The organism is Xanthobacter albus, assembly GCF_043194895.2.
Taxonomy (GTDB): Bacteria; Pseudomonadota; Alphaproteobacteria; order Rhizobiales; family Xanthobacteraceae; genus Xanthobacter.
In genome coordinates, this window is sequence record NZ_CM195532.1 from 1,019,633 (window position 1) to 1,036,514 (window position 16,882).

General features: G+C 72.2%; 14 protein-coding genes. 7 read left to right on the forward strand and 7 right to left on the reverse strand.

Translation table 11 applies throughout. From position 1 onward, the window contains the following. Positions 1-18: 18 nt before the first annotated feature. The 4 genes from V5F75_RS04540 to V5F75_RS04555 all read right to left on the reverse strand — a co-directional run bounded on the left by V5F75_RS04540 (position 19) and on the right by V5F75_RS04555 (position 3,648). The gene (locus V5F75_RS04540) at positions 19-864 is read right to left on the reverse strand and encodes a quinoprotein relay system zinc metallohydrolase 2 (RefSeq protein ID WP_394033296.1); all 846 of its coding nucleotides are present in this window, start codon (positions 862-864) and stop codon (positions 19-21) included. A gap of 300 nt (positions 865-1,164) precedes the next feature. After that, positions 1,165-1,908: an ABC transporter ATP-binding protein gene (locus V5F75_RS04545; RefSeq protein WP_394033297.1), complete on the reverse strand. Its 744-nt coding sequence runs from the start codon at positions 1,906-1,908 to the stop codon at positions 1,165-1,167. Then, positions 1,877-2,641 (reverse strand): ABC transporter permease, encoded by a 765-nt coding sequence (locus V5F75_RS04550; RefSeq protein ID WP_394033298.1) that lies wholly within the window; start codon positions 2,639-2,641, stop codon positions 1,877-1,879. Before V5F75_RS04550 ends, V5F75_RS04545 begins: the two co-directional genes overlap by 32 nt. Further along, positions 2,638-3,648 carry an ABC transporter substrate-binding protein gene (locus tag V5F75_RS04555; RefSeq protein WP_394033299.1) on the reverse strand — a complete coding sequence of 337 codons (1,011 nt, stop codon included), beginning with the start codon at positions 3,646-3,648 and terminating at the stop codon, positions 2,638-2,640. Before V5F75_RS04555 ends, V5F75_RS04550 begins: the two co-directional genes overlap by 4 nt. Positions 3,649-3,945: 297 nt before the next feature. Here V5F75_RS04555 and V5F75_RS04560 point away from each other — a divergent pair, with 297 nt between their 5' ends. The 7 genes from V5F75_RS04560 (at position 3,946) to V5F75_RS04590 (ending at position 12,378) form a co-directional block, all read left to right on the forward strand. Further along, positions 3,946-6,429 carry a TonB-dependent receptor gene (locus tag V5F75_RS04560; RefSeq protein WP_394033300.1) on the forward strand — a complete coding sequence of 828 codons (2,484 nt, stop codon included), beginning with the start codon at positions 3,946-3,948 and terminating at the stop codon, positions 6,427-6,429. A 232-nt stretch (positions 6,430-6,661) separates the two neighbouring features. After that, positions 6,662-7,555, forward strand: a complete 894-nt coding sequence (locus tag V5F75_RS04565; RefSeq protein WP_394033301.1) for an NAD(P)-dependent methylenetetrahydromethanopterin dehydrogenase — start codon at positions 6,662-6,664, stop codon at positions 7,553-7,555. A gap of 154 nt (positions 7,556-7,709) precedes the next feature. Next, positions 7,710-8,699, forward strand: coding sequence for a methenyltetrahydromethanopterin cyclohydrolase (gene mch, locus V5F75_RS04570; RefSeq protein WP_394033302.1), 990 nt, complete (start codon positions 7,710-7,712; stop codon positions 8,697-8,699). 8 nt (positions 8,700-8,707) lie between these two features. Further along, positions 8,708-9,622 carry a RimK family alpha-L-glutamate ligase gene (locus tag V5F75_RS04575; protein ID WP_394033303.1) on the forward strand — a complete coding sequence of 305 codons (915 nt, stop codon included), beginning with the start codon at positions 8,708-8,710 and terminating at the stop codon, positions 9,620-9,622. A 10-nt stretch (positions 9,623-9,632) separates the two neighbouring features. Next, positions 9,633-10,598 (forward strand): ATP-grasp domain-containing protein, encoded by a 966-nt coding sequence (locus tag V5F75_RS04580; protein ID WP_394033304.1) that lies wholly within the window; start codon positions 9,633-9,635, stop codon positions 10,596-10,598. Continuing rightward, a complete protein-coding gene (locus V5F75_RS04585; RefSeq protein WP_394033305.1) occupies positions 10,595-11,632 on the forward strand; it encodes a hydantoinase/oxoprolinase family protein in 1,038 nt (345 codons plus the stop codon). Before V5F75_RS04580 ends, V5F75_RS04585 begins: the two co-directional genes overlap by 4 nt. A gap of 380 nt (positions 11,633-12,012) precedes the next feature. Then, positions 12,013-12,378, forward strand: coding sequence for a helix-turn-helix domain-containing protein (locus V5F75_RS04590; protein WP_394033306.1), 366 nt, complete (start codon positions 12,013-12,015; stop codon positions 12,376-12,378). Positions 12,379-12,472: 94 nt separating this feature from the next. Here V5F75_RS04590 and V5F75_RS04595 read toward each other — a convergent pair whose 3' ends face one another. The 3 genes from V5F75_RS04595 to V5F75_RS04605 form a co-directional block, all read right to left on the reverse strand. Continuing rightward, entirely contained in the window at positions 12,473-13,939 is a 1,467-nt protein-coding gene (locus V5F75_RS04595; protein WP_394033307.1) for a sigma-54-dependent transcriptional regulator, read from the reverse strand. Between the two features lie 163 nt (positions 13,940-14,102). Further along, positions 14,103-16,076 carry a hypothetical protein gene (locus tag V5F75_RS04600; RefSeq protein ID WP_394033308.1) on the reverse strand — a complete coding sequence of 658 codons (1,974 nt, stop codon included), beginning with the start codon at positions 16,074-16,076 and terminating at the stop codon, positions 14,103-14,105. 170 nt (positions 16,077-16,246) lie between these two features. Then, entirely contained in the window at positions 16,247-16,399 is a 153-nt protein-coding gene (locus V5F75_RS04605; RefSeq protein WP_394033309.1) for a DUF3309 family protein, read from the reverse strand. Between the last annotated feature and the right edge of the window lie 483 nt (positions 16,400-16,882).

A 16,882-nucleotide genomic window follows, 5' to 3' on the forward strand; every position in this document is an offset into this window, starting at 1 on the left:
TCCGCCGGGGCGACGCGCTCACTCCCATTCGAGCTCATGGTAGGCGCTGGTGGCGTTGCGGGCGTTGAAATCGTCGAACAATTGCCAGTCGCCCGCCTCGGCCCGGCCCGCCTCCCGCGCTGCATCACTCATGGTGCCGCCGTCCCGCACCAGCCGGCGCACGTCGGCGACGAGGCGGTTCAGGTAGCGCTCGGTGGGCTCGGCCGCCTGCGGCCACGGCTGGGAGGCCGGGCCGTGGCCCGGCACCACCCGCGCCGCCGGCCGCCGCTTCAGCACGTCGAGCAGGGCGATCCAGCCGAGCGCCTTGCCGTCGAGCGCCGGCACGTGGCCGAGGAACAGGAGGTCGCCCAGGAACCAGGTGCCGGTGGCCTCGTCCAGCACGGTGAGGTCGGTGGCGGTGTGGGCGGTGGGCCATGCCTCGATCAGCAGGGGGCGGGCGCCGAGATCGATGACGCGCCGCTCCGCCACCGTCTCGTCGGGCAGCACCACGCGGGTGCCGGCGGTGCCCTCCTCCCCCACCAGGCGGCGGGTCGCCTCCAGGTAGCTCTCCGCGCGCGCCGCCAGCGCCTCCGGCAGGTTGCGATGGCCGATGAAGGTCACGCCCGGCCCCGCGAAGGCGGCGTTTCCCAGCACATGGTCGGGGTGCATGTGCGTGTTGATGACATAGCGGATGGGCAGGCCGGTGCGCGCCTGCACCGCCGCCTTCAGCGCCGCGCCGGCCTTGAAGGAGCCGCCCGTATCCACCACCGCCACCGCATCGCGGCCGATGATGAAGCCGGCATTGCCGACGAAGCCCAGGTTGCGCGGCAGCGCCAGCGCATAGGGCGCCTGGTGGACGAAGACGCCGGGGGCCACCTCGCTCACCGCGAGCGGCTCCGGCGCGGCCTGCGCCGTTGCCGGAGCGGGCGCCGCGGCGGCGGCAACACCGATGAAAAGACACGCCAGACCCGCGGCACACCGCCGAACCCTGCCAAGCATGGACGCCTCCCGTCCCTCGGAGCGCCGTTCCTCCGCCGGTGGCGCGGTGGCGTTCCATCTTATTGATTTCGCGTTCTTTCCGGGCGCTCAGCGTCGCCCTGCCGCGTTGCCGTCCCGCGAAACACGCGGCGGACGACGCCATGCTCGCGCATCCCGCGCGGGAGCGCCAGCGGCGCGCACGCCTTCTCAGGCGTCCCGCAGCATGGGGTGGAGCGCGGCCAGCGCGGCGCGCTGCTGCTCGATCCATTCCGGGGTCCGCGCCTCGCGCGGGCGGTCGGGCACCACCGCCCCGACGACATGGGCGGGCCGCTCGCTCAGCAGCACCAGCCGGTCGGCGAGGGCGAGCGCCTCGCGCACATCGTGGGTCACCATCAGCACCGCCGCGCCGCTTTCCCGCGCCACCCGGCGCACGTGGGCGCGCAGCTCGCCGGCCGCCCGCGCGTCGAGCGAGACGAAGGGCTCGTCCAGCACCAGCAGCTCCGGCCGCCCCGCCACCGCCCGCGCCAGCGCCACCCGGCGCGCCAGCCCCAGCGACAGCGCATGGGGGTAGCTGCCCCGGTGGGCCGCAAGGCCGAAGGCGTCGATGAGCGGCCCGAGGTCCTGCCGCCGCAGCGCGCGCGGCAGGGTGAGGCGGATGTTCTCTTCCACCGTGCGCCAGGGCAGCAGGCGCGGCTCCTGGAAGGCGATGCCGATGGCGAGCCCGCGCGGATCGGGCCGCACCCAGCCCTCATAGTCGCGGTCGAGGCCGGCGAGGATGCGCAGCGTGGTGGTCTTGCCGCATCCGGAGGGGCCGATGAGGCACACGAACTCCCCCCGCCCGATGGCGAGGTCGAGCCCGCGCACCGCCTCGCCCGCGTGGCCGTGAGACCCGCGATGGCGCTTCTCGGCGATGTGGACCTCAACGAGGGGCGGGGCGCCAGCGGCGGGCATGGGTTTCGAACGGTTGCAGCAGGAGATATTCCACCGCCAGCATCACCGCCATGAAGGCGAGCGAATAGCCGAGCACGGCGGTGACGTCGAACAATTGGAAATAGACGGAGATGGCATAACCCACCCCGTTCGGCCGGCCCAGCAGCTCCACCACCAGCACGATCTTCCACACCAGCGCGAGGCCCGAGCGCGCCGCGCCCGCGACATGGGGCTCGAGCTGCGGCAGCACCACGTGGCGCAGCCGGTCCAGGGCGGACAGGCGGTAGGCGGCCGCCATTTCGTCCAGCTCGGGGGAGAGGGCGCGGGCGCCCTCGCGCAGCAGCACCGTCACGTTGGGGATCTTGTTGAGCGCCACCGCCAGCACCGCCGCCACCTCGGTGAGGCCGAGCCAGATGTAGCAAAGCACGGTGATGACCAGGGCCGGCGTGTTGAGCGCGAGCACCAGCCAGGGGTCGAACACCTGGTTCAGCGCATCCCGCCGCCCGAGCGCGATGCCCAGCGCCGTGCCCACCGCCATGGCGACGACGAACGCCGCCGCGACCCGCCCCAGGGTGGCCGCGAGATTGGCGAGGAGGTCGCCACCCGCCGCCTCGCGGACGATAAAGGCGAGCACAGCCCCCGGCGCCGGCAGGGCGGGGCTCGCGGCGAGCGTGGCGGCCGCCTGCCACGCGAGCAGCAGGACGGCGAGGGAAAGCGCCTTCACCAGCAGGCGCGCGGCGGCGGGGCGGTTCACGGGGCGCCGGCTCCGGCGGTCCAGTAGAGGCCCTCCGGCAGGCCGCGCACGGGGCCGAGGAGCGACCCGCCGCCGGCCTGGGCGAGCACTTCCAGCAGGCGCGCGGCGGCGGCCTTCTCCTCGGCCGGCAGGCGGCTCGGAATGCCCGCGATGAAGCCCCGCCGCAGCGCCGCGAAGGTGGCCTCGTCCCCGGCCTGCATCACGCTCCGCGCCGCGGCCCAGCCGGTGTCGGCCGCAGGGCCCGTTCCCGCGAGGGCGGCCTTGGCGGCGCGCGAGGCGGCGGCGAAGGCTTCGATCGCGGCCGGCTCCGCGCGGGCGAATGCGCCATGGAACACATAGCCCACCAGGGCCGGAGGCGGGGCGATGCCGAACGCCGCCACCACCTCGTCCATGCCCATGAGGCGCACGAAGCCCCGCGCCTCCAGCCGCGCGGCGAAGGTCCAGTAGAGCAGGGCGGCATCGAGCTCGCCCTGCTCCAGCTTGGCGGCGAGCAAAGGCGGCGCCCCGAACGACAGGCGCGCGGCGCGGGCGAGGTCGAGCCCGGCGGACTGCCGGGCGTGGGCCTGGAGCAGCAGCCAGCTCTTGTCGAGCGGCCCGCCGGCGACGCCGAGGCGCAGGCCGTCGAGATCGGCAAGGCGCTTCACCGGGCCGCCCGGCGCCACCATCACCGCGCCCTCGCCCGTGGAGAAGGGCAGGTAGAGAAGGTCCCGCCCCTCCGCCTTCAGGCGCGCCGCCCACAGGAGGTCGCTCACCACCCCGTCCACCGCCTCGGCCAGGAAGGCGAGGCGGCCGGCGTCGTTATTGGCCGCGCGGCGAGCCTCCACGGTGATGCCGTGCGCGGTGTCGAGCCCCAGCGCGGCCATGGCCGCGAGTTCCCAGGCGGCGGTGCCGAACTGGAGGATGGAGAGGCGGATGGTCCGCTGCGGCGCGGCGCGCGCGGCGAAAGGCGCGGGCGCCGCGGCCAGCGTGCCGGCGGCGAGCGCCAGCAGGGCGCGGCGCGTGAGCATTCATCCTCCCCGTCATTCTTGTTCCGCCCGTCGCGGGGCAGATGACATTGGCCGGCAGTCTGAAGTCTTTTCCCCGGCCTGTCCATAAATACAGAGCTTCACCGGCACTCTCTTAGAAATCTCAAAGCTCTCTTATGAATGCCAAATATTGACTGGCACTTCTGTTGCCATATGTTCCCAGGCAAGAGGTTCCGATGCACCAGGTCCGCGTGGCGGCTTGGGGCGAGAACCCGGGCCCGGCCCGCCATGGCAGCCGAGGCGCATTTTCGGGGAAACGGCAAGGGGGAGCGGAGCACGATGAAGGGGCCAACCTCGAACGGGGAGCGCGCGAAGGGCGCGGCATCCTGGCGCGCGATCGCGGTGGCGCTGGGCCTTTCGGGGGTGCCGGCGCTGCTCGCCGCATCCGCCCCGGCCCTGGCCCAATCGGCCGCGCAGCCGGCGGGCACGGTGGAGCTTCCGGCCGTGAACGTGGTGGACACCACGCCCCTCTCCGGCACCGGCATCGATGCCGACAAGGTGCCCGGCGCGGTGACGGTGATTTCCTCCGACCAGTTCGCCCGCCTGTTCTCCTTCTCCACCACCGACGCGCTGTTCCAGTACACGCCCAGCGCCACCACCAACGACGTGCAGGGCAACGCCTTCTTCCAGGATTTCCGGTTCCGCGGCTTCGCCGCCTCGCCGCTGCAGGGCACGCCGCAGGGCATCGCCGTCTACCAGAACGGCATCCGCGTGAACGAGGCCTTCGGCGACACGGTGAACTGGGACCTCATTCCCGAGGTCGCCATCAGCCAGGCGGAGGTGTTCTCGAACAATCCCGCGTTCGGCCTCAACGCCCTGGGCGGCGCCGTCTCCATCCAGATGAAGAACGGCTTCAACTTCCACGGCTTCGAGGGCTCTCTCCAGGGCGGCTCGTTCGGCCAGATCGGCGGCTCGCTGCAATATGGCGGCGAGAAGGACGGCTTCGGCGTCTATATCGCGGCGGATGCGGTGCGCGACGACGGCTGGCGCAAGCACTCCTCCTCCGAGCTGGCGCGGCTCTATGGCGACCTCGGGTGGAAGGGCGACAAGGCGGAGGTCCACCTCATCGCCAGCGCGGCAAGCAACTCCCTCGGCGTGGTGGGCCCCACCCCGGTGGAGATGCTCGCGGTGGACAACAGCTCGGTCTACACATGGCCGCAGACCACCAGCAACGACATGGGAATGCTGGCCCTCAACGGCCGCTACGACCTCACCGACACCTGGCAGCTCCAGGGCAATGTCTACGTGCGCCGGTTCAAGCAGTCCCACGTGGACGGCAACGATGCCGATCTCGAATCCTGCTCCAACCGGTGGAACCCCACGGTGGGCAGCTCGAAGATGTGCCTGGAGGAGGACGGCTTCAACGGCCCGCCCGGCGGCGGCACCCCCGCCAGCAACCCCGAATACGCCAAGTTCCGCGGCCAGATGGTGCTCTACGACCAGAACGGCAACACCGTGCCCTTCGGCGAGCTGGCGGACGGCTATCTCTACGGCGTCATCAACCGCACCTGGACCGACACCACCACCACCGGCGGCTCGGTGCAGGCGGTGAGCACAGACAAGCTGATCGGCCACGACAATTACTTCGTCATCGGCGGCAGCGTCGATCACTCGACCATCAATTTCAAGTCGAACACCGAGCTCGGCATCACCAGCATGGCGACCCTCGGGGTCGCCGGCGGCGGCACCTATCTCTCGAACCTGCCGAACTTCTCGCTGCCGGACGAATACCAGGTCTTCTACACGCCGGTGAACCTCGACGCGACCACCACCTATTACGGCCTCTACGCCACCAACGCCTTCGATATGACCGACCGCGCCACCCTCACCGTGGGCGCGCGGCTCAACGTCGCCGCCATCAACATGGAGGATGCCTCCGGCGTCGCGCCGCAGCTCAACGGCGACTACACCTTCTCGCGCATCAACCCCCTGGTGGGCCTCACCTACAAGATCACCTCCGGCGCCACCGCCTATGCGGGCTATTCGGAATCGAACCGCGCCCCGACCCCGCTGGAGCTGAACTGCGCCGACCCCAACCGCCCGTGCCTGCTGGAAAACTCCCTGGTGGCCGATCCGCCGCTGGAGCAGGTGGTGTCCCACACCTACGAGGCGGGCCTGCGCGGCACCGACAAGCTGCTCGGCGGCGACATCACCTGGAAGCTCGGCATCTACCGCGTGGACAGCGACGACGACATCATCGCCCTCGCCAGCGAGCAGACCGGCTACGGCTACTACACCAACGTGCCCGCCACCCGCCGCCAGGGCTTCGAGGCCGGCTTCCAATACGTCAACGGGCCGTGGCGGTTCTACGCCAACTACGCCTATATCGACGCCACCTTCCAGTTCGCCGGCTATCTCGCCTCGCCCAACAATCCTCTGGCGGTGGACGGCGAGGTCTATGTGACCTCCGGCGACCACATCCCCGGCATTCCCACCCAGACCTTGAAGCTGGGCGCGGATTACAAGGTCACCCCCAAGTGGACCGTGGGCGGAGACCTCATCGCCGCATCGAGCCAATACTATGTGGGCGACGAGGCGAACCAGAATCCCATGCTGCCGGGCTACTGGATCGTGAACGTGCGCACCACCTACCAGGTGACCGAGAACATCCAGGTCTTCGGCCTCGTCAACAATCTCTTCAACGAATCCTACGCCACCTACGGCACCTATTTCGATACCGGCTATCTCGGCCTCAACAATCCGCAGATGCAGACCCCCGGCCAGCCGCTTTCCGCCTATGCCGGCCTCCGGGCGACCTTCTGAGCCCGCCGCCATCCGCCGCTGCCCTGCCTTTCGCAGGGCAGCAAAAATGTGCGGCGCGAAGGTAGAGAGCGGGCGCCAGAAAGACCCTTGCGCGGCGCGCGGCGTTCAGTCAAAAGTCTAAGCGTTCTGATTGCGTGCGGGGAAACAACCGCGGCGTCGCGACCGATGAAACACCTTCAGCGGTCAAAGGCGCGGCCACCCGCTAATGTTTCCCCCTGCACGGAGCTGCGCCATGGCGGAATCCGCCCCCATCCTGCACATCCTCACCCCGCTCAACCACGCGAGCCCGTTCGACGTGAACATGGCGGTGGATGCGGGGTACACGGTCATCACGCCCTATTCCCGCGTCGCGCTGGAAGAGGTGCGGGACCTGACGCAGGACATGATGTTCTCGCGCCCGCCGCAGGCGGCGCCGCGCACCGGCCTCTTCATCGGCGGCAAGGACGCCGCCCTCGCCCTCGACATGGCGGCGGAGGCCAGGGCCGCCATCTTCCCCCCGTTCGAGATCTCCATCTTCCCCGATCCGGCCGGCTCCTTCACCACCGCCGCCGCCATGATCGCCAAGGTGGAGCAGGCGCTGCTGAAGGTGCGGCCCGATGGGCTCACCGGCGCCAGGGTGCAGATCTACGGCGCCACCGGCGTGGTGGGCTCCATCGCCGCCGTCATCGCGGCGGAGGCGGGGGCCCGCGTCACCCTGGTCAGCCATCGCGAGATCGCGCTGGTGGAAGCCAAGGCCGCCGACTTCAAGCGCCGGTTCGGGGTCGACCTCACCTGCGCCGCCGCCGTCACCGACGCGGAGAAGGCGAAGCTCGTGCCCGAGGCGGAAGTGATCCTCGCCACCGGCAAGGCGGGCGTGGAGATCCTCAGTCCCGCGCACCTTGAGGCCGCCGAGCGCCTGCTGGTGGCGGCGGACGTGAACGCCGTGCCCCCGGCCGGCATCGCCGGCATCGGTGCCCATGACGCGGCGGCCGTGCTGCCCCACGGGGTGGGCATCGGCGCGCTCGCCATCGGCAATCTCAAGTATGCGGTGCAGCACGAGATCCTCAAGCAGATGCGCGTCACCACCACGCCGATGTTCGTGGATCTCAAGATGGTGTTCGCCCTCGCCCGCACGCTGAAGGCGTGAGGTCATGGCCGGTGAGTTCCGCTCATCGGCCGTCTTCCCGCGTGGCGTGCCTTCGCCCGGCGTCCGCCATGGGCGGCGCCCGTCGTTGTGCCCTCCGTGCGCGGTGTGGCCCGAGCCCCGCCCGCGGCTGCTCCTGTCCTGAATGGGGATGGTCATGAACCTCCAGAATCCCGCGGCCCTTTCCGCCGGTCCGCGCCGGCCCAGCCTCTCCGCCGGGGTGCGCCCGCTGGTGGAGGCGCTCGTCGCCGATGCCGATGCCCTGCGCCTGTCCGTCTCGCCCGGCCCCCTCGGCTGCCGCATCGTGGATGCCGGCATCACCGCGCCGGGCGGCCTCGAGGCCGGACGCCGCATCGCCGAGATCTGCCTCGGCGGCCTCGGCCGCGTGGCGCTGGCGCCGAGCACGCGCTTCTCGCCCTGGGGCACGCTGGTGAGCGTCTCCACGTCCGATCCGGTGCTGGCCTGCCTCGGCAGCCAGTATGCGGGCTGGAGCCTGTCCGCCGACGATTTCTTCGCCCTCGGCTCCGGCCCCGGCCGCGCGGTGGCGGCGGTGGAGGAGCTCTACGGCGAGCTCGGCTTCCGCGAGGACAGCGACGACACCACGCTGGTGCTCGAAACGGGGATCGTGCCGCCGGAGGCGGTGGTGGCGGAGATCGCCGCGCGCTCGCGCGTGGAGCCGGCGCGGGTCACGCTCATCCTCACCCCCACATCGTCGTTGGCCGGCACGGTGCAGATCGTGTCGCGGGTGCTGGAGGTGGCGCTGCACAAGGCCCACGCCATCCACTTCCCGCTGGAGCACATCCTGGACGGGGTGGGCAGCGCGCCGGTGGCGCCGCCCTCGCCGGATTTCCTCACCGCCATGGGCCGCACCAACGACGCCGTGCTCTACGGCGGCGACGTGCAGCTCTACGTGCGCGGCCCCGCCGAGGCCGCGCAGGACCTCGCGAAGCGCCTGCCGTCCTCCGCCTCGCGCGATTACGGCCGCCCGTTCGCGGAAGTGTTTGCCGGCTACGACTGCGACTTCTACAAGGTGGATCCGCTGCTGTTCTCCCCCGCCCGCGTGACCGTGACCGCGGTGGAGCACGGCGCGAGCTTCACCGCCGGCGGGTTCGATCCGGTACTCATCGCCCGCTCGTTCGGAGCCTGAGGGATAAGGTGGAAGACCTCGTCATCTTCGCCGAGCGGGTGGACTGGCACACCCGCTCGCTTCTCGCCGCCATCAAGGCGCGGGGCCGCGCCGCGCGGGTGCTTTCGCTGCGCGCCTGCGGCTTCGCGGTGGGCGGCACCGCCCATGGCCTGCTGCTGCCCGGCTTCGGCGAGAGGCTGCCCGCCGCCTGCTTCGTGCGCTCGGTGCCCAACGGCACGCTGGAGCAAGTGACGCTGCGGCTCGGCGTGCTGCACGCGCTGCGCGCGCTGGGCGTGCCGGTGATGAACGACGCCCGCGCCATCGAGCGCTGCGTGGACAAGAGCGCCACCACCTTCCTGCTCGCCCATGCCGGCCTGCCCACCCCCCGCACGGTGGTGGTGGAGGACCGGGAGGCGGCGCGGCTGCTGGTGGACAGCGCCCCCGGCGACAGCGTTCTGAAGCCCATGTTCGGCGCCCAGGGCCGCGGCCTCGCCCGCCTTTCGCGCGGGGATGCCCTGCCGGCGGCGGAGGAGGTGGGCAGCGTCTACTATCTCCAGGATTTCGTCGGCGCCTCCCATCCGCGCACCGGGCCGGATGACCCCCACGAGGAAGTGCACGAGGATTTCCGCGTGTTCGTGGTGGGCGGCGCGGCGGTGGCGGCGATGGCGCGGCGCGGCACATCCTGGATCACCAACATCCACCAGGGTGCCACCGGGATAGAGGTGGCGGCGGAGGGGGTGCTGGCTGAGCTGGCGGTGCGCGCCGCCGCCGCAGTCGGCGCCGATTATGCCGGTGTGGACATCATTTCCGGCGCCGAGGGGCGCCTTCTTGTCCTCGAAGTGAACTCCATGCCCGCATGGCGCGGCTTGTACGATGCGACCGGGCGGAATATGGCGGAGCCTCTGGCGGCCCATCTGTGCGCCGCGAGGAAGGTGCCGGCCTGAAGGAACCGTCATGCGCGTCTTCATCTGCGAGTTCGTCACCGCCGGAGGGCTTCGCGGCTACGATCTGCCCGAGACCCTGGTGCCCGAGGGCACCCGCATGCGGGACGCGCTCATGGCCGACATCGAGGCGCTGCCCGGTGTCGGCGGCCTCCTGCTTGCTCATGACGACCGGCTGCCGGCGCCGCAGGAATCCTCCATCCCCATCGGCCCCCATGACGACCCCTGGGCGGTGTGGGCGAGCCTCGCGGCCCAGGCCGACGTGGTCTGGCCGGTGGCGCCGGAGACCCATGGCCTGCTGGCGCGGCTGGTCGGCCTGATGCGCGAGAAGTGCGAGCATGTGGTGGCCTGCGGGCCGGAGGCCATCGAGGTCTGCTCCAGCAAGCTGCTCACCGCGGGCCGGCTCGCCGCCGCCGCGCTGCCCCACGTGCCCACCTTCCGCGCCGAGGCGCCACCGGCCGAGCTTGCCGGGCCGGTGGTGACCAAGCCCGACGCAGGCGCCGGCTGCGAGGACACCCACCGCTGGGACAGCCCCGATCTGGCCCCCCGCGAGCCGGGGCTCGTCATCCAGCCGTTCGTGCCGGGTACCCCCGCCAGCCTCTCGGTGCTGGTGCGGCCGGAGGGGGCGACGCTGCTCACCGTCAACCGCCAGCACCTGGTGGAGAAGGACGGCGAGCTGGGCCTCGCCGGGCTCACCGTGGGCGCACTGCCCGCCGATCCGCGCATCGCGCACCTGGTGCCGGCGGTGGTGGCGGCCTTTCCGGGGCTCGCCGGCATCATCGGCATCGACATCATCCTCACCGAGGCCGGGCCGGTGGTGGTGGAGGTGAACCCGCGCATCACCACCTCCTATGCCGGCCTGCACCGGGCGCTGGCGGTGAACCCGGCCGCCTTCCTGCCCCAGTTCATCCGCGACGGGCGGCTGCCGGCCATGCCCCATCTGCCGCCGGCCTCCCCGGTGGAGGTGGGCCTGCGATGAGCCGCTCGGACCTCCTCCTGGGCTGGGATGTGGGCGGCGCCCACCTGAAGCGGGCGGTGGTGGACGCCTCCGGCCGCCTCATGCGCGTGGACATGGCGCCCTGCGCCCTGTGGCAGGGGCTCGACCGGCTGGATGCCGCCATCGCGGCGCTGCCGCCGGTGCCCGATGCGCCTTCGGTGGTGACCATGACCGGCGAACTGGTGGACCTGTGGCCCGACCGCGCCTCCGGCGTCGCCGGCCTCGCCCAGGCGCTGGCCGACCGGCTGGGGCCGGACACCGGCGTCTATGCGGGCCCCGAGGGCTTCGTGCCGGCGCAGGCCGCCGCCCGCCACGCCAAGTCCATCGCCTCCGCCAACTGGCACGCCACCGCCGCCGCCTTGGCCCTGCGCCTGCCGGCGGGCGTGCTGGTGGACATTGGCTCCACCACCACCGACATCCTTTATTTTGCCGACGAAAAAATAAAGTGTCGCGGCTATGCGGATGCCGAGCGCATGGTCTCCGGCGAGCTGCTCTATTGCGGCGTGGCCCGCACGCCGGTGATGGCGCTGGGCCCCACCCTGCCGTTCCGCGGCGCCCATGTGCCGCTGATGATGGAGTATTTCGCCACCACCGCCGACGTGCACCGCCTCACCGGCGACCTGCCGGCCAACGCCGACCTGCACCCCGCTGCCGATGGCGGCGCCAAGACGCGGGAGGCGAGCGCCCGCCGCCTGCTGCGCATGGTGGGGCGAGACCTCGGCCCCTGCACCCTGGACGAGGCGGAAGCCCTCGCCGCCTATGCGGCGGAGGTGCAGGTGCAACGAGTGCATGCCGCCCTAGCCCTGGTGCTGAGCGCCCATCGGCTGGCGCCGGCGGTGCCCCTGGTGGGCGCCGGGGTGGGCCGCTTCCTGGCCGCCAAGCTCGCCGCCCGCACCCACCGCTGGTACCTCGACGCCGGGCGCCTGCTCGCCTCCAACGACACCTGGGCGGCCGCCGCGGCCGATTGCGCCCCGGCCGTCGCCGTCGCGGTGCTGGCCCGCCGCCGACCGTCCTGAGCGCGGGCGCGCGGGACGGCCGGCAGTCCGGCATCTTCAACCGAAGCGGATGCCGAAGCGCGTGAAGAAAATGCGTGATCTCAGCAGCTTATACCACAGGCCCTGGTTTTGATTGGTGCCAGGTGGGTCAGCGCAAGCGCCGCGCGGGCTTACCCAAAGACCCATGTGTCAAACTCACGGGCCTTGGCATTGGAGCGGTCGCCGCGCGCCGCCGCGAGCGGAGAACGCTCTGGCAACCGGTCCGTACGCCACACCGCCGGTCCTTGATCTCGCCCGCCCCCGGCGCGATACCCTGCGGTCATGAGAAGCCCTTCCGCCTTCCGGCCCATCCCGGCCGAGCGTCCTCGCGCCCCGGAGCAGCCTGCCCCGCGGGGGACGCGATGACGCCCTTCGGCCGCCGGGTGCGGGAGCTGCGGGCCGCGCGGGGGGCGACCCTCACCGAGATGGCGCAGGCGCTCGGCGTCAGCGCCACCTATCTATCCGCCTTGGAGAACGGCAAGCGCGGCAAGCCCACCTGGGCCATGGTCCAGCGCATCATCGCCTATTTCAACGTGATCTGGGACGAGGCGGAGGACTTGCAGCGCCTCGCGGAGCTGTCGCAGCCGAAGGTCAGCGTGGACACGGCGGGCCTGAGTCCCGAGGCGACCGAGCTCGCCAACCTGCTGGCGGCCGAGATCCGCCATCTGCCGGCAGAGGCGGTGGCCGAGCTGCTCGGCCGGCTGAAGATCCTGCGCAAGCGCGGCTGAGGGCCTGGGCGCCGGACATCGCGTGGGCTCGAACAGGACCCGCCCGCGGGCCTCGCGCCGCCCCTGGGCATGTGCCTGTGGCCCCGCGAAAAGCTCAGGCGACGTGGTGAGTGTCGCTCGTCCGCTCCCCGGCCTCGCGCCGCGCGCTCTCCTGCCAGGACTGCTTCTTGCGATAAAGGGTGGAGGGGCTGAGATCGAGCGCCGCCGCCGCGAGCGCGATGTTGCCCTGGAAGGCGGCGATGGCGCGCTCGATGGCCCGCCGCTCGGTCACCGCCAGGGGCTCCACCTTGGGAAACGGCTCTGAGGAAGGCGGCAGCTCGGACGGGACCAGGGGCACGGCGGCGGGCCGCGCCTCCGCCACCGCCTCCGTCTCGGCCATGCGGTCCTGGGCAAACAGGGCGGCGGGCAGCGCCGCGCCCTCGCTCAACACCACGGCACGGCGCATGAGGTTCTGCAGCTCGCGCACGTTGCCCCGCCACTGGCGGTGCCGCAGCACCTCGGCCGCCTCGGGCGTGAGGCGCGGCAGGGGGCGGCCCTCCTCTCCCGCGAACCGCGCGAGGAACGCCTCGGCAAGGCGGATCACGTCATCGCCCCGCTCGCGCAGGGGCGGCAGGTGCAGGTTCAGCACATGCAGGCGATAGAACAGGTCCTCGCGCAGGCGCCCCGCCTTCACCTCGGCCACGGGGTCGCGGTTGGTGGCGCAGACGATGCGCACGTCCACCTGCCGCTCGTGCCCCTCGCCGATGCGCCGCACCTTGCCGTCCTGGAGGAAGCGCAGAAGCTTGGACTGCAACGCGAGGTCCATCTCGCCGATCTCGTCCAGGAACAGCGTGCCGCCGTCCGCCAGTTCGGCCGCGCCGCTGCGGTCGGCATGGGCGCCGGTGAAGGCGCCGCGCGCATGGCCGAAAATCTCGCTCTCCATCAGCTCGCGCGGGATGGCGCCGCAGTTGAGGGCGTGGAACGGCGCCGTATGGCGGGGCGAGCGGGCATGGACGGCGCTGGCCGCCAGCTCCTTGCCGGTGCCGCTCTCGCCGGTCACGAACACCGGCGCGCGCGAGGGCGCCACCCGGTTGATCTGCTCATAGAGCTGGAGCATGGGGGCGGAGCGGCCGAGGAAGCCGCAGAAATCGCCGTTCTGCGCGGTGGGCGAAGGGCGCCGGTCCTCGCGCAGGGCACGCCGGCGCTCGGGCCGGCCGCTGGGCGCCGCCAGCAGGCGGTCCACCACGTCCTCCGCCTTGACCGGCTTCAGCACCACATCGTCGGCGCCCGCCCGCATGGCCGCCACGGCGCCGGCCACGGAGCCCTGGGCCAGCGCCGCCACCAGCGTGCCGGAAAGGCCGGCGGCACGCAGCCGCGCCAGCACTCCCTCCTGCCCCTGCGTCAGCGAGACGAGGGCGGCATCGCAATGGGCCGCGGAGGCGAAGATGTCCCCGGCCTCCTCCACCTCCACCATGTTCAGCACGTCGCGCCGCGCCAGGGCGGCGCGCATCATGCGCCGCACGGCGGGATCGGGATCGCAGACGAGGATGCGGATGCTCTGGGTGGGTCGCACAGCGGTCATGTCGGCACGTACGGAGGAGGGACAGCCTGCATCCAGGTTGCCCCATGCCCTGTAAAGATTTCTTTGCCCGCGCGCGCCATGTCTCAACAGGTCGCATGAGACCTTCGACCATGGGCCCTTCCACGGCGAGGCCCGTGGGCTGCGCGCTCAATCGCGGCGGTGTTCAGCCATGGGGGCGCTTGCCGGTGGCCGCCTCCTGGGAGAGGCCGGCGCTTTCGAGCGCGTTCAGCGCCCGCTCGGACACCACGGGCGCCGGCAGCAGGCGGCGCACCAGGCGGCGCACCGCCTCCGGCCCGCCGCCGTCCAGATGGGCGAGGCTGCGCACCGCCTCGCGCTCGTCGCTGTCGCGGTCGAGGGCGTGCAGGGCCAGCGCCAGCGCCAGCCGGTTGCCGGGATTGGGGTGGAGGCGCAGCTGCGGCACCAGCGCCTGGGCCGAGAACGGATCGTCGCGCAGGAAGGCGGCGATGGCGAGGTAGGTCTCCTGCAGCGGCGTGCGCGCCGCGCCCTGGGCGCGGGCGGACACCAGCATCGCCTCCCCGTCCTCCACCCGCCCGGCGCCGATGAAGACGGTGCCGACGGTGGCGGCGATGTCATTGTCGAGCGGGTTGAGGCGCAGCGCCTGCTCGCCGGAGGCGACGGCCGCCTCGGTCTCCCCCAGGAACAGCTGCACCAGCGCCAGGGTCCTTTGGGCATAGGCGCTGGTGGGCGCGAGGTCCACCGCCAGCTCCGCCTCGTGCAGCATCTGCGCGGCGCGCTCGGGCGCCAGCGGCGTTCCGGTCTCGCGCATGGCCTCGTCGAGCATGGAAGCCGCGCGCACCGCATGGCCGAGGGCGAACTCCCCGTCCTGCCCCGCCAGCTCCGCCAGGCAGCGGCCGGCGGCCGGCGCCGGGGCGGTGCCCTCGTTGCGCAGCACGGCGAACGCCTCGGCGATGCAGCCGAAGCCGGAGGCCGGCGCATGGGCCCGCACCTGCGCGCGGGCGCGCACCGGCACCACGCCGTAATTCTCCAGCAGCGCCGCCGCGGTCTCCCGCACCGCGCGCTGCTCGGCCGCGCTGGCATCCGCGACCTTCAGCCCCTCCACGGCGTGGGACCAGACGATGATGCCCTCGCAGCGATCGGTAAGGTGCAGGAGCAGCGCATAGGTGCCGTCGCCGCGCGGCTCGGCCAGCCCGCCGAGGGAGAAGACCGAGCGGGCGCGGCGCCCGCCGCATTCGCGGGCAGCCGCCTCGCCACGGCTGCTGCCAGCCCTCACCTCCACGAAATCGAACTGGGCGAAGCTGTCGCGCAGGCGCTCCTCCAGGCCGCGCAGGTCGCCCTGCGCCGGGCCCTGGCCGGTGCCGGCGTCGAGCGCGCCGACCTCGATGATGGGCAGGCGCACCCGATCCGCCAGCGAGGGGCGCTCCCCCAGCAGGGCCTGCACCGGTGCCGGCAGGTCCGCATTCTCCGCGAGGCGCGCGAAACCGACGGCCGCCGTGCCCACCATGAGGACGAGCCCCGCCGCCAGCGCCGCGAAGCGCCCGGCGCGGCGCCACCGCCCAGCCGGCGGCGCGTGCCGGGCGGGTTCCTCGGGCGCGGAAGGCGGCGCAGGGGACACCTCCGGCGGAAGAGGGGCCGGCTCCGGCACGGCGGGCGCGGCCTCGGCCGTCCGGCGGTCCTCGAAGCGGGGAACGTAGCCACCCTTGGGAATGTGGATCTGGACCGGATCGCCGGCGCCGACGGTGTTGTAATAATTCTGCAGCGCCCGGCGCAGGCGGGTCGCCTCCACCCGGACGATGGGGTCGGACTGGGGGTCGAACGTGGGCGCGCGGCCGAGGGCTTCCACCGCGATGGTGTAGCCCTTGATCTGCTCGGCGCGGCCGGCGAGCGTCGAATCCACCACATAGCGCAGGAACGCGCCCAGGCGGGGCGAGGTGCACAAATCCGGCGAGGCGATCACCCGCTCCAGCGCCGCGCGCACCTCCCCCTCCCATGCGGCGGGGGCGGGCCCGGTGTTTGCCGGCGCCGCCGTGCCGGCCACGACCTCGGGCCCGGCCGCCGCATCCGACCCGACCGCGGGCGCATCGGGCCCAGCCGCAGGCGCTTCCGCGGACGACGGATCGCGGATCGGATTCTGGTCGGCGGCATTCCCCTCGGTCATGGGCCCTTTGTCCGTCAGAAGCCGTGCGGGTGCAAGGGGGAGGCCCGAGGGGGACGCATCCAGGCCGGATCCATCACCGCCTGCGGGGAGCGTCGCCCGTGCCCTGCGCAGCCGGAAGCTCGCCCATCGCGGCGGCCGAAACATGGCGGCAGCGCCTCCGCACGGGCGGCTCAGAGATAGCCGGCGAGCATGAGCACGGCGACGATGATGAGGAGCAGCGCGGCGATGCCGCCGGGAACGTAGCCCCAGCTTTCGCTGTAGTCCCATATGGGCAGCGCCACCACCGTCAGCACCACCAGCAGGATGATCAGGACCGCCGCCATGGAAGCCCCCTCGCGAGCGCACGGCCGGTGCTGCCGGCCCGTCATGACGCTTTTGTGGCATGGTCCCACGGCGCGTCGGGCGGCGAAAGGAAAAATGCCTGTGGCGAGGCTGCTATTCCGCACCCTTCTGCGCCGAAAGTGGAATTCTGCGGGCCGCGTGACCGCCCTAACGTGCGGCGCCCGCCGGCGTGGCGGCAAGGGGACGGGAACGACGCGATGGGAAAGCCGTTGGGAAGGCCGTTCATCCGCACGCGTGAGGAAGCCCTGGTCCCGGTGCTCTCCCTCCTCGCCAGCACCGCCCTGGCGCTGATCGTGCTGCTCGGGCCGGCCTGAGCGCCTTCATCCGGCGTGGGGAGTGAGGCGAGGTCGGGAGCGTCTGGCTCACGCGGACACCGGGCCGATTCGGGGGAGACCTGCCTGATGCCGGTCGAAGACCGGGGACGGTGGCTTGCAAACGTGGGGAACCCGGCGATGTCGCCGGGT